This is a genomic window from Aquabacterium sp. CECT 9606 (assembly GCF_918741295.1).
In the GTDB taxonomy this organism is placed as follows: domain Bacteria; phylum Pseudomonadota; class Gammaproteobacteria; order Burkholderiales; family Burkholderiaceae_C; genus Aquabacterium.
In genome coordinates this window covers 498,879-511,130 of record NZ_CAKKNB010000001.1, presented here as the reverse complement: position 1 = coordinate 511,130, position 12,252 = coordinate 498,879, and the positions used below count along the sequence as shown (strand labels likewise).

At 64.3% G+C, this 12,252-nt stretch carries 13 protein-coding genes; 11 read left to right on the top strand and 2 right to left on the bottom strand.

All coding sequences use genetic code 11. The annotated features are described in order from the left end of the window. The first annotated feature begins 129 nt into the window (after window positions 1-129). From LQ232_RS02395 to LQ232_RS02360, 8 genes are all read left to right on the top strand, one after another. Window positions 130-612: a hypothetical protein gene (locus LQ232_RS02395; RefSeq protein ID WP_230178563.1), complete on the top strand. Its 483-nt coding sequence runs from the start codon at window positions 130-132 to the stop codon at window positions 610-612. An 11-nt stretch (window positions 613-623) separates the two neighbouring features. Then, window positions 624-2,366, top strand: a complete 1,743-nt coding sequence (gene kaiC / locus LQ232_RS02390) for a circadian clock protein KaiC (RefSeq protein ID WP_230178561.1) — start codon at window positions 624-626, stop codon at window positions 2,364-2,366. Continuing rightward, window positions 2,363-2,668 carry a circadian clock KaiB family protein gene (locus tag LQ232_RS02385; protein WP_230178559.1) on the top strand — a complete coding sequence of 102 codons (306 nt, stop codon included), beginning with the start codon at window positions 2,363-2,365 and terminating at the stop codon, window positions 2,666-2,668. Before kaiC ends, LQ232_RS02385 begins: the two co-directional genes overlap by 4 nt. A gap of 2 nt (window positions 2,669-2,670) precedes the next feature. Beyond that, entirely contained in the window at window positions 2,671-2,991 is a 321-nt protein-coding gene (locus LQ232_RS02380) for a circadian clock KaiB family protein (RefSeq protein WP_230178557.1), read from the top strand. 12 nt (window positions 2,992-3,003) lie between these two features. Beyond that, window positions 3,004-5,439: a PAS domain S-box protein gene (locus LQ232_RS02375; protein ID WP_230178555.1), complete on the top strand. Its 2,436-nt coding sequence runs from the start codon at window positions 3,004-3,006 to the stop codon at window positions 5,437-5,439. A 6-nt stretch (window positions 5,440-5,445) separates the two neighbouring features. Then, the gene (locus LQ232_RS02370) at window positions 5,446-6,741 is read left to right on the top strand and encodes an NRAMP family divalent metal transporter (protein ID WP_230178553.1); all 1,296 of its coding nucleotides are present in this window, start codon (window positions 5,446-5,448) and stop codon (window positions 6,739-6,741) included. Between the two features lie 65 nt (window positions 6,742-6,806). Further along, window positions 6,807-7,256: a hypothetical protein gene (locus tag LQ232_RS02365; protein ID WP_230178551.1), complete on the top strand. Its 450-nt coding sequence runs from the start codon at window positions 6,807-6,809 to the stop codon at window positions 7,254-7,256. Between the two features lie 99 nt (window positions 7,257-7,355). After that, entirely contained in the window at window positions 7,356-7,949 is a 594-nt protein-coding gene (locus tag LQ232_RS02360; RefSeq protein WP_230178549.1) for a DUF4142 domain-containing protein, read from the top strand. A 6-nt stretch (window positions 7,950-7,955) separates the two neighbouring features. Here LQ232_RS02360 and LQ232_RS02355 read toward each other — a convergent pair whose 3' ends face one another. Beyond that, window positions 7,956-8,174 (bottom strand): SlyX family protein, encoded by a 219-nt coding sequence (locus tag LQ232_RS02355; RefSeq protein ID WP_230178547.1) that lies wholly within the window; start codon window positions 8,172-8,174, stop codon window positions 7,956-7,958. 60 nt (window positions 8,175-8,234) lie between these two features. Here LQ232_RS02355 and LQ232_RS02350 point away from each other — a divergent pair, with 60 nt between their 5' ends. The 3 genes from LQ232_RS02350 (at window position 8,235) to LQ232_RS02340 (ending at window position 11,815) form a co-directional block, all read left to right on the top strand. Next, complete coding sequence (locus tag LQ232_RS02350; RefSeq protein WP_230178545.1) at window positions 8,235-9,047, top strand: BPSS1780 family membrane protein; 813 nt, start codon at window positions 8,235-8,237, stop codon at window positions 9,045-9,047. A 345-nt stretch (window positions 9,048-9,392) separates the two neighbouring features. Next, the gene (fusA, locus tag LQ232_RS02345; RefSeq protein ID WP_230178542.1) at window positions 9,393-11,402 is read left to right on the top strand and encodes an elongation factor G; all 2,010 of its coding nucleotides are present in this window, start codon (window positions 9,393-9,395) and stop codon (window positions 11,400-11,402) included. A gap of 59 nt (window positions 11,403-11,461) precedes the next feature. After that, window positions 11,462-11,815 carry a response regulator gene (locus tag LQ232_RS02340; RefSeq protein WP_230178532.1) on the top strand — a complete coding sequence of 118 codons (354 nt, stop codon included), beginning with the start codon at window positions 11,462-11,464 and terminating at the stop codon, window positions 11,813-11,815. A 22-nt stretch (window positions 11,816-11,837) separates the two neighbouring features. Here LQ232_RS02340 and LQ232_RS02335 read toward each other — a convergent pair whose 3' ends face one another. After that, window positions 11,838-12,197, bottom strand: a complete 360-nt coding sequence (locus LQ232_RS02335) for an HPF/RaiA family ribosome-associated protein (protein ID WP_230178530.1) — start codon at window positions 12,195-12,197, stop codon at window positions 11,838-11,840. Between the last annotated feature and the right edge of the window lie 55 nt (window positions 12,198-12,252).

Sequence of the window (12,252 nt, the reverse complement as noted above, 5' to 3'; positions counted from 1 at the left end):
GACGCGGTCTCCATGAGCGGCAATCCGCATTCCTTGCGTCGGCAAACAAAGATTTCCGGGCAAAAACGGTGCAGGCACGTCAATTGCTGATCAGGGCCATCTGAACACTCCATGCCCTGGGAGGCCAGCATGCACCACGACCTGATACCCGTCCTGACCGAGGACATCGCCGTCTTGAAAGACCTGGTGGCCAAGGTACAAACTACGCCGGATTTCCGCAAGAAGCAACAGTTGACCAACGACCTTTACTTGTCCGTGAATGGACACATGGCCATCGTTGAAAAAACCGTGCTGCCCATGCTGCGCACCTTCACGGGCGGGACATTGCCAGACACTTTTGCCGCCCACTACGAGCAGATCCGGGCCTTGCTGTCCGACCTCATGGCGCACCGGATGGACGCAGCGGGCCTGGATGTCGCCCTGGCGGTGCTGTGCGCCACCCTGCACCTGCAAAACGAGCGCGAACGGCTGTTTTTGCTGCCCGCCATCGAACGCGCCCTCGACACCGACGAGCGCGCCTACCTGGCCCTGACCTCGTGCCATCAGTTGACACGGGAGATGCGCAATGGCATGGGCAACCTGCCTGCGGCCGTGATGCCGACCATGGCTTGAAAGAGCAGCACGTGACCAAGAAAGAAACACAAGAAGCTGGCCTCCTCAAGGCACCTTCGGGCATTCAAGGCCTGGATGAAATCACCCATGGCGGCCTGCCCCGCGGGCGGCCCACCCTGGTCTGCGGCGGGGCCGGATGCGGCAAGACGATGCTGGCGGCCGAGTTCCTGGTGCGCGGTGCGACGCAATACAACGAACCCGGCGTGTTCATGATGTTCGAAGAGAACGCCGATGAACTCACCACCAACATGCGGTCCCTGGGTTTTGACCTGGACAAGCTGCGGCGCCAGAAGAAAATCGCGCTCGATTTCGTGCACATCGAACGCAGCGAAATCGAAGAGACCGGCGAATACGACCTGGAAGGCCTGTTCATCCGCCTGGCCCACGCCGTCGAGACCGTGGGCGCCAAGCGCGTCGTGCTCGACACCATCGAGGCACTGTTCGCAGGCTTGCCCAACCACGCCATCCTGCGTGCCGAACTGCGCCGTCTGTTCCGCTGGTTGAAAGACCGGGGCATGACCGCCATCATCACCGGCGAACGGGGCGAAAACTCGCTGACCCGGTATGGCCTGGAAGAATATGTGGCCGACTGCGTGATCTTGCTCGACCACCGCATCATCGACCAGGTCTCGACCCGGCGCCTGCGCGTGGTGAAGTACCGCGGTTCGGCACACGGCACCAACGAATACCCCTTCCTGATCGGGGAGACCGGCTTGACGGTGTTGCCCATCACCTCCATGCGACTGGACCACCGCGCCAGCGCGGAGCGTGTGCCCACGGGCATCCGCAAGCTCGATGTCATGCTCGGTGGCCAGGGTGTTTACCGCGGCAGCAGCGTGCTGGTGTCCGGCTCGCCCGGCACGGGCAAGAGCAGCATTGGCGCCAGCTTTGTGAATGCGGCCTGCGCCCGGGGCGAGCGTGCCTTGCTCTTCGCTTACGAAGAATCGCCCAGCCAGTTGATGCGCAACATGCGGTCCATCGGCATTGACCTGGCCCCCTGGGTTAAAAAAGGCCTGCTGGAAGTCCACGCCTCCCGGCCCACGCTGCAAGGCCTGGAACAGCACCTGGCGCTGATGCACGCTGTCGTGCGGCGCGCCAAGCCCGATGTGGTCGTGGTCGACCCCATCAGCAACCTCACCATGAACACCGAGGACGTGTCGCTCAAACCCACGCTCATGCGCCTGATCGACCTCCTGAAACAGCAGGGCGTCACCGCCGTCTTCACCACACTGACGGGCGACGGTTCCTCGGCACGGGCCGAAACTCAGATCGGCGTTTCATCCCTGATGGACACTTGGTTGATGCTGTCCAACCTGGAGTTCAATGGCGAGCGCACGCGCACCATCCAGGTTCTCAAGTCCCGGGGCATGGCGCACTCCAACCAGGTGCGCGAATTCATCCTCAGCGAGCAAGGTGTTGACCTGGTGGACGTCTACTTGCAAGCCGACCGCGTGCTGACCGGTTCAGCCCGCCTGGTTCACGAGCAGCAAGAGCAAGCCAGCTCTGAGCTGCGCAAACGCGACCACCAAAGGCGGCTCGGTGAGCTGGCCAGCCGGCGCAAGGCCATTGATGCCCAAATCGCGGCGCTGCAGGCCGAGGCGCAAGAGCGCGCCGGCGAAGTCCATTCCGCCATCGAACGCGAAAACCTCGAGGCCGAAAGCAACCTGCAGCGTTCGCGGGCCATTGCCCAGCGACGCGAGGGCACGCCCCCGGCCAGGAAGGCCACCGCCAGGAAACCAAAGGTCTCGACATGAACGCCGCCACCAACCCAAAAGCCGAATGGCAGCTGCGTCTGTACGTGGCCGGCCAGACCGCCAAGTCCGCCACCGCGCTTGAAAACCTCAAGCGCCTGTGCGAGACCCACCTGGCTGGCCGCTACCAGATCGAGGTGATTGACTTGCTGGTCAACCCCAAGCTGGCTGCAGGCGACCAGATCCTGGCGGTGCCCACGCTGGTGCGCAAGTTCCCGGAACCCATCCGCAAGATCATTGGCGATCTGTCCAATGAAGAACGTGTGCTGGTGGGCCTGGACGTGCAGCCCCTGCGCCAAGGCTGACGATGCAACACGATGAGCCACCTGCCCCCCTGCCCCCCTATGTGCTCAGCCTGTACATCTCGGGAACCACCCCCCATTCAGCAAAAGCCTTGGTGAGCATCCGCGATATCTGCGAAGCCCACCTGCCAGGACGGTACCAATTGGAAATCATCGACATCCTTTTGCACCCTGACAAGGTGGCCCAAGACCAGATCATCGCCACGCCGACCTTGGTCAAGCGGTCTCCTTTGCCGGTCAGGCGCTTCATCGGTGACATGTCTCAGAAAGAACGCATCTTGAGAGGATTGGGCCTGTCCACCGCAAACACCGGCGGTGAGCAGTGAAGAGGACTTGTTGTGACCGACTCGACACAAAAACTGCTCGCTGAAAACGCCGAACTCCGGCTGCGCCTGGAAGAGGCCGAGGAAACGCTGGACGCCATCCGCAGCGGCAGCGTCGATGCACTGGTGGTGGGTGAGGACATCTACACCCTGGACCGCGCGCACGCCTCTTCCAACAAACTGCGCAGCGACGTGCTGGCCCAGATGGAAGACGCGGTGGTGGGCCTGGACCGCGACGAGCGCATCATCTACCTGAACCCCGCCGCCGAGCGCCAGTACGGCCTGACAGCATCGCAAGCGCTGGGCAACGAGCGCGGCCTGCTGTACCAGGAGATCTGGCTGAGCCAGGCCGACCAGGTGCAGGCGATGGACAGCCTGCAGCAGGCAGGTGCCTACCGGGCACGCACCATCCAGCTCAAGCACAACGGCCAGGAGGTGCACGTGGAATCGGCGGTGAGCGTGCTGCGCGACAACGAAGGGCAGATCACGGGCCGCCTGGAAGTCATCCGCGACGTGAGCGACCGGCACCGTGCCGAAGCCGAAATCCGCAGCGCCCAACTCAAGCTCGCCCAGCGCGAGCGGCAGTTCTCTACCCTGGTGGAAAACTCGCCCGACATCTTCGCCCGCCTGGACCGCCAGTTCCGTCACCTGTATGTCAGCCCGGTGATCGAGCGGTATGCGGGCGTGCCGGCCTCGCATTACCTGGGCAAAACCCACCTTGAACTGGGCCTGCCGCTCGAGCTGAGCGCCAGCTTGAACGCCGCGTTGGAAGCGGTCTTCACCACCGGGCAGGGCAGCAGTTTCAGCTTCAAGTTCACCACCCCTGCCAACGATGTTCGCTTCCTCGAATCACGGTTGATCCCCGAGTTCGCCGAGGATGGCAGCGTTGAATCGGTGCTGTCCATCGCCACCGACCGGACCGAACGGGAACGCATGGACTCGGCCTTGCGCGAAAGCCAGGCCCGCCTGCAGTTGACCATCGAGGCGGCCAAGATTGGCGACTGGGACCTGGACCTCAAAACCGGCGAGGCCCGCCACTCGGCCCGCCACGACCAGTGCTTTGGCTATCCGCAGCCGCGCGCAGACTGGAGCTACGACGTCTTCATGTCCCACGTGCACCCGGATGACCGGGAGCTCGTGGAGCGCCTGTTCAAGGAAGCCGTGGCCACCAACGGCGAATGGCACTTCGAATGCCGCGTGATCTGGCCCGATGGCAGCCTGCACTGGATCGAAGCGCACGGCAGCACCTACAAGGAAGGCGGCTTGGCCACCCGCATGCTCGGCATCGTCGCCGACGCCACAGACCGCAAGCTGGCCGAGCGCGCCCTGCTCGACGCCGATCAGCGCAAGGACGAGTTCCTGGCCACCCTGGCCCACGAACTGCGCAACCCCCTGGCCCCGATCCGCAACGCGCTGGAGATCATGCGCCTGTCCAAGGAGGCGCAGGCGCAGGAGAAGGCGCGCAACATGATCGAGCGCCAGCTCTGGCAGATGGTGCATCTGGTGGACGACCTGATGGACGTCAGCCGCATCACGCAAGGCAAGCTGGAGTTGCGCCGTGAACGGCTGGACATTGCCATGGCGGTTCAAAATGCCATCGACACCAGCCGGCCCCTGATCGAGGCTCGCCGCCATGCGCTGGACGTGCGGCTGCCGCCATCGCAAACCGTCTTTGTCTATGCCGACGTGACGCGGTTGATCCAGATCGTGGCCAACCTGCTCAACAACGCGGCCAAGTACACCCCCGAAGGGGGCCGCATCACCCTGACCGCCATCGAGCAAGACCGCCAGGCGGTGATCACCATCCAGGACACGGGCACCGGTATCCCCGGTGAGATGCTGCCGCGCGTGTTCGACATGTTCACCCAGGTGGACCGGGCGCTGGAGCGCTCGCAAGGCGGCCTGGGCATTGGCCTGGCGCTGGTCAAGAAGCTGGTCGAGATGCATGGCGGCTCGGTGCTGGCAAGCAGCCCGGGGCTGGGCGGTGGTTCGAGCTTTGAAGTGCGCCTGCCCGCCCTGGCCTCCTCGCCGCTGCCCGATGCGCGGCTGGCCACGGAAGTGAGCCCTGCACCCCCACCCAGAACCGGACCCCACGTGCTGGTCGTCGATGACAACCTTGACAGCGCCGAAAGCCTGGCCACCATGCTGGGCTTGATGGGCTGCCAGACTCACACCGCGCACGACGGCATCGAGGCCGTGAAGGCCGCGCAAGCCCTCCAGCCTGATGTCGTGTTGCTGGACATCGGTCTGCCTTTGCTGACGGGCCATGAGGTGGCCCGCCGCATTCGGGCCCAACCGTGGGGCCAGATGATGACCCTGATCGCCCTGACTGGCTGGGGCCAGGAAGAAGACCGCCGCAAATCGCGCGACGCCGGCTTCAACCACCACATGGTCAAACCGGTGGACCTGAACACGCTGGAAGAGTTGCTGGCCGCTCGTAAGCTACATTGAGCCGTCATGGAAGAATCCTTGCCCTCCGCCGTGGTTCAAAGCGTGCCGCCAAAGCCGCGCGGCCACTGGTTTTCGGCCTTCATCGGCCCGGGCCTGATCACGGGGGCCTCGGACGACGACCCCAGTGGCATCGGCACCTACTCGCAAGTGGGGGCGCAGTTTGGCTTCAGCGCCTTGTGGCTGATGTGGGTGTCCTACCCCTTGATGGTGGCGGCGCAACTGATCAGCGCACAGATCGGCCGGGTCACGGGCCAAGGACTGGGCGCCAACATACGCCAGCACTACCCCGCCTGGTTCTACCTGCCCATCGTGGGCCTGCTCGCGGTGGCCAATGCCATCAACATCGGCGCCGACCTGGGTGCCATGGGCGAGGCCACGCAATTGTTGTTCGGCGGCCCCGTCATGCTTTACACCGCGGGCCTGGGCCTGGTGTCGCTGTTGCTGCAGATCTTCGTGCCTTATGCGCGTTACGTGTCCATCTTGAAATGGCTGACCATCGCGGTGTTCGCCTACGTGGGCACGGCGATGGTGGCGCAGGTGAACTGGCCCCAGGTGCTGCACAGCCTGGTGGTGCCACACATCCAATGGAGCCACGAGTACGTCACCGCCATCGTGGCCGTGCTGGGCACCACCATCAGCCCCTACCTGTTCTTCTGGCAGGCCTCGGAAGAGGTCGAGGAGCAAAGCAGCACGCCTGGTGAGCGGCCCCTGAAAGACGCGCCCGAACAGGCCGCCGCGCAAATGGGCGCCGTGCGTTCGGCCACCTGGTTTGGCATGGCGGTGTCCAACGTCATCGCCTTCTTCATCATGGTCACGGCGGCAGCCATCTTGCACGCGCACGGCGTGACCGACATCGACAGCGCGGCCCAGGCGGCAAAGGCCTTGGAGCCCATCGCTGGCCGCTTCGCCGAGGTTTTGTTCGCCGCGGGCATGGTCGGCACCGGCCTGTTGGCGGTGCCAGTGTTGGCCGGCAGCTCCGCCTACGCGGTGGGCGAGATCATGAAGTGGAACGTCGGGCTGGGCAACCGGCCCTTGCAGGCCAAAGGCTTCTACGCGGTCATCGCGGTCTCGACCTGGCTGGGCATTGGCATGAACCTGCTGCACCTCAACGCCATGAAAGCGCTGTACTGGACCGCCGTGATCAATGGCGTGATCGCCGCGCCCATCCTGGTGGCCGTGATGCTGGTGGCGGCACGCCGAAGCGTCATGGGCGGCCTGCCCATCTCCCGCAGCCTGAAGTTCTGGGGCTGGCTGACCACGGCGGTGATGACGGCCTGCGCGGTGGCCGTGCTGGCGTTTTGAGCGCCATGAGGGACGATGGCAGAATCCACCGCACAAGCGGCGCATCAAGCCGCACCGGAGACGCCATGCGCCATTGCCGAGCAAGCCAGTTGCTCGCCTGCCTGTGGGCTGGGGTGGCCACGGCCGCCTGGCCCGCCGATCCCAACCCATCCCACGAGCACCGCGCAGCCTGCGTCGCGGCGCTGACGACGCAGGCCGAGCCCCTGGCAGCCCGGCTCAAAGGAGGCGATCACAGCGTGGAGCCAGAGTTGCTGAAGCTCACGCAAAGTGGCTTCGCCATCATTGGCACGGCCTACCAGGATGGCCTGCGCAAGCCCGAAGCCGATCAGTTGCTGGACGCGGCCAAACAGGCCCAGAAGTCCATGCCCGCCTCGGAGTTGCTGCAATTGCAGGCCCGCTGTCGGACCGAGGGTGCGCAAGTGCTGGCCGATGCCAACGCCCTGGAACGCTTCCTGGTGACCGGTGCGGCCGAACGCCGGGTCAAGCGCATCGCCGAGGGCGGCAAGAGGCGCTGACACTGGCCGCTCAGGCCATGGCGGCCAACTGGCGCGACCCCAGGAACGCCAATTGCCGACGAATGGTCATTTTTGACGTTGCTCCAGGAGGAGAAAATCATGCTCAGAACCATCGCTTGCCTGACCACCGCCTTTCTGTTGACCGCCGTCGTGTCCACGGGTGCTGCCCGCGCCCAGCAGACCTCATCCGCCTCGTCGGCGTCCGCCGTGCTGACCAGCCAGCCCAGCGCAAAACTGGCCCGAGCCGACAGTGCCTTCCTCAAGCAAGCCGCCCAGGATGGCCACGCTGAAGTCGAAGGCAGCAAGCTGGCGCTCAGCAAGGCGGTCAGCCCCGAAGTCAAGGCCTTCGCCCAGAAGATGGTGGACGAGCACACCAAAGCTGGCGAGGAACTCAGCGTCCTGGCCGCCGCCAAGGGCGTCCAGTTGCCCGATGGCCCTTCGATCATGCAAAAGGCCAAGTTGAAGCTGCTGTCAGCGCGTGAGGGCGCCAGCTTTGACAAGCACTACGCCGATTCGATCGGGTTGAAGGCGCACCAGGACACCGTCAAGCTGTTCCAGAAGGCGGCCGACGAGGCCAAGGACCCGCAGGTGAAGGCCTTCGCCACCCAGACCTTGCCCACCTTGCAGCACCACCTCGACATGTCACGCGACTTGTACGCCTTGGTGCACAAGGACGAGCCGAAAAAGCCTTGACGTTCTTCAGTAGTGCGGAGGCAGTTCGTCGCGCAGGCTGCGAAAGCCCCCTGCCCCGCTGTCGGGCTCCTGGCGCCGCAGGTGGCTGACCTCCGCCATCAACAGGTCGATTTGCTGCTGCTGCCGAACCACGATCTGGTTCAGGCTGTCCAGCAAGTCTTCTGTGAAACTGGCCTTGATTTCCAGGTCGGTCAGGCGCTGCTCGGTGTTGTTCGGGTGTTCCATGCCCGCATTGGACACGAAGTCGGTGGATGATCTCGGGTCATCGCAACACAGGGACCCAAAATGACCGAACACAACCACTATGCGCCGCCCCGCACCGAAGTGCGCGACATCCCGGTGGGCACGCCGCTGGACGGCGAGCCGTTCAACCCCGAAGGCCGCACTTGCCCGGCCGCCGCTGGCTGGAACTGGTATGGCGTGGCCTGGCGCCTTTTCAAGGCCCAGCCCTTGGCCTGGTGGGGCGCTTTGCTGCTGACCTTCGTGCTGCTGGTGGTCGTGTCCATGGTTCCCTTGCTGAACCTGCTGACCTCGGTGGTATTCCCGATCGCCATGGCGGGCCTGGGTTCCTGCGCCCACAGCCTCATGCGCGACGGTCGCTTCGAGGTCAGCCAGGTGTTCGATGGCTTCAAGCGCCGCCCTGGGGCCCTGCTGCTGGCCGGCTTGCTGTACCTGCTCATCATGATGTTGAGCATGGGCGTGGTCTTCCTGTTCAGTTCCGCCAGCGTGATGGCGATGTTCCTGGGCAGCATGACCGAGCGGCAAATGGCCATGCACCAGGTGTTCTCTGCAGGCGGCCTGATGGTGCTGGGTTATTTCGCGGCCATGGCCTTGGCCATGAGCACCATCATCTTCTCGCCTTACCTGATCCACGAGCAGAACGTGCCCGTGCCGCAAGCCTTGATGATGAGCCTCAAGGCCAGCTTCAAGAACGTGCCGGCCTCCTTCGTGTGGTTCCTGAGCTACCTGCTCTGGGCCGTGGTGGCCACCATCCCCCTGGGGTTGGGTTGGCTGGTGCTGTTGCCCGTCATCGTCATCACTGGCTATGTGGGCTACCGCGACATCTTCCACGGCACTGCGCCAAGCAAGGGCATTTGAAAAAGATCACAATCGCGCCATGACTTGCAAAGCCCTCAACTTCAACTGCCTGCGTGATCTCACGATCATCGCGGCACCCGCTTAGCCTTTCGAATCCTCATTCATTCGGAAGGCGCCTGCCTTCCGGCTTCAACCCCGGTCGGCCAACGCCTCCGGGGTTTTTTCATGCGCACCTACGACAAGCTGATCGCCACGATTCACACCGCCAAGGCATGCGGCTGCTTGCGCTCGTGCCTTGGTGACGCTGTTTCCCGGCAAGTCCAGGGCTAGCCTGTCGCGCGGATCTTTCGTTTCCGCTTGAAGGCTGGCACCAGTCTTCACGCACCGAATGAATGAAAGATCCACATGAACAAGCTCAACAGCACCCTGCGCAACATCGGCATCATCGCGCACGTCGACGCAGGCAAGACCACCACCACCGAACGCATCCTGTTCTACACGGGCGAAAACCACCGCGTGGGTGAAGTGCACAACGGCACCACCACCATGGACTTCGACCCACAAGAGCGCCAACGCGGCATCACCATCAACAGCGCGGCCACCACCGTGTTCTGGAAGGGTGCGCAGATCAACCTCATCGACACACCCGGGCACATCGACTTCAACATCGAGGTCAACCGTTCCCTGCGTGTGCTCGATGGTGCCGTGGTCGTTTTCGACGGCGTGGCTGGCGTGGAACCGCAGACCGAGACCAACTGGCGGCTGGCCGACCGCTACCAGGTGCCTCGGCTGGCCTTCGTCAACAAGCTCGACCGCATCGGGGCCGACTTCGACCGCGTCGTGGGCATGATCGAAGAACGCCTGGGCGTCAAGACCGCCGTTCTGCACCTGCCCATCGGCACCGAGCACGAGTTCAAAGGCGTGGTCGACGTGCTCAACATGCGCGCGCTGCTCTGGCTGGGCGAGCACGCGGGTGATCCGGTGCAGATCACCGGGGTCCCCCAGGACCTGCTGGTGCCTGCACTGGCGGCCCGCGCTCGCCTGATCGAAACCGTGGTGGAGCAAGACGACCAGGCCTTGGCCGCGTATGTACGGGGCGAAGACATCCCTGTGGAAGTACTGCAGGCTTGCCTGCGCCGGGGCACGCTGAGCGGCGCCTTCGTGCCCGTGCTCGCTGGCTCGGCCTTCAAGAACAAGGGCATCGAGCCTTTGCTGGACGCGGTCGTGGGCTGCCTGCCCTCGCCTTCTGAGCGGCAGGGCGACAGCGCGGGCGAGCACCTGTCGGCCCTGGCCTTCAAGCTGGTGGAAGGCGAACATGGCGCGATGGTGTTCGTGCGCGTGTACGCAGGGCGTCTGCGCGCAGGCGACACGGTGTTCAACGCCAACACGGGTAAGAAGGAAAGGGTGGCCCGGTTGTACGAAGTGCATGCCGACAAGCGCATCGAGCGACAAGAGATTGGCGCGGGCGACATCGCCGCGATCGTGGGCCTGAAGGACACGCTCACCGGCCACACGCTGTGTGATCCAGCCCACCCCCTGGTGCTGGAGAACATCGCCGTGCCCGAGCCTGTCATCGACATCGCGGTCGAGCCCCGCTCGCAGGCCGACCAGCAAAGCCTGAGCAAGGCGCTGCAGTCGCTGACGCGCGAAGACCCGAGCCTGCGGGTGCGGCAAGACGCCGAGTCGGGCCAGGTCATCCTGTCCGGCATGGGTGAGTTGCAGTTGGAAGTCACGCTGGAGAACCTGCGCAGCCGCCACGGCGTGAACGTCATCACAGGGCGCCCGCAAGTGGCTTACCGCGAGACCATCACGAAGGAGTTTGAAGTGAGCCATGTGCACAAGAAGCAAAGCGGCGGCCCCGGCCAGTTCGCCGAGGTCAAGCTGAGGCTGGCGCCCTTGCCTCGCGGCGAAGGCATCCAGTTCGAAAACCTGGTGACGGGCGGTGCCATTCCGCGCGAGTTCATCCCGGCGGTGGAAGCCGGGGTGCGGCGTGCCGCGCTCTCGGGCGTGGTGGCTGGCCACGCCTGCGTGGACTTCAAAGCCACGTTGCTGGACGGCAGCTTCCACGAGAAGGACTCGTCATCGCTGGCCTTCGAGCTGGCGGCGGCGGCCGCCTTCCGTGAAGCGGCGGCCAAGGCCGGCCCCATCGTCCTGGAGCCCGTGATGTCGGTCGAGGTGCTGACCCCGGCCGACCACCTGGGCGATGTGATCGGCGATCTGTCGCGCCGGCGAGGCCACGTTCGTTCGCAAGACGCGCGCGGCAATGCCTCGGTGATCGAAGCGGATGTGCCGCTGAGCGAGATGTTCGGCTACATCGGGCAACTGCGCGCCTTGTCATCGGGCCGGGCGCAGTACTCGATGCACTTCGATCACTACGAGGCGGCGCCCACGCTTGCCCCTTTCGGGAAAGGTTAAGATCCGCTCCATGTTTTTGGTGGGTCGAGGTGACGAAGATGGGTAGGCGCGTGCTGGTTGTGGATGATCATTCGGACACCGTCGATGCGCTCGTCGACTTGCTGGAACTGGAAGGCCACGAGGTGCGTTCCGCCGTCACGGCGGAACATGCCCTGGCACTGGCCGAGCAGTTCGAGCCCCATGTGGTGGTGCTCGACATCGGCCTGCCCAACATGGATGGCTATGAACTGGCCGCCCACCTGCGCTTCAAGGTTGAACCCAGCTGTGTGTTCATTGCGGCCACCGGCAGCGGGGCGCACGCTGACATCCTGCGCAGCAAGAAGGCGGGCTTCGCCGCGCACCTCACCAAGCCCATCAACATCCCCGAGCTGTTGGCCCTGCTGGCCCCCGATGACCTGGTGATCGGCCAGTAGCCGATAGCGATAACACGGTCACTCAGGCCTCGGGCGTGGGCAAGTGACCCAGGCCCACGTTGGAACGCAGCTTGGCAAAATGCCGCCCGATGGCGGTCTCCAGAGCGCGCGCCATCTTGCCGGAAGCCCCATGGGTGGCCTGGGCCACGCTGGCCGCATGGCCTGTCACGGCAATGGGCTGCTGGCCGACCAGGCGAGCCTCGATCGTGCAGCGGATGTCGTCTTCGCCGCCCTTGCTGCCGTTCTCGTCGTCCAGGTGCACTTCGATGGTGGTCACATGGTCGGAAAAACGGTTCAAGGTGTGCTCAACCATGTCGGCCACCTCGGCCTTCAAGGATTCCTGGCTGGTGATCTGGTGGGTGGTGTTGACTTCGATGTGCATGGTGTCTCCTGCTGAACATGGGTAAGTCCCCAAACTCGGCAATCACCATGCCTAT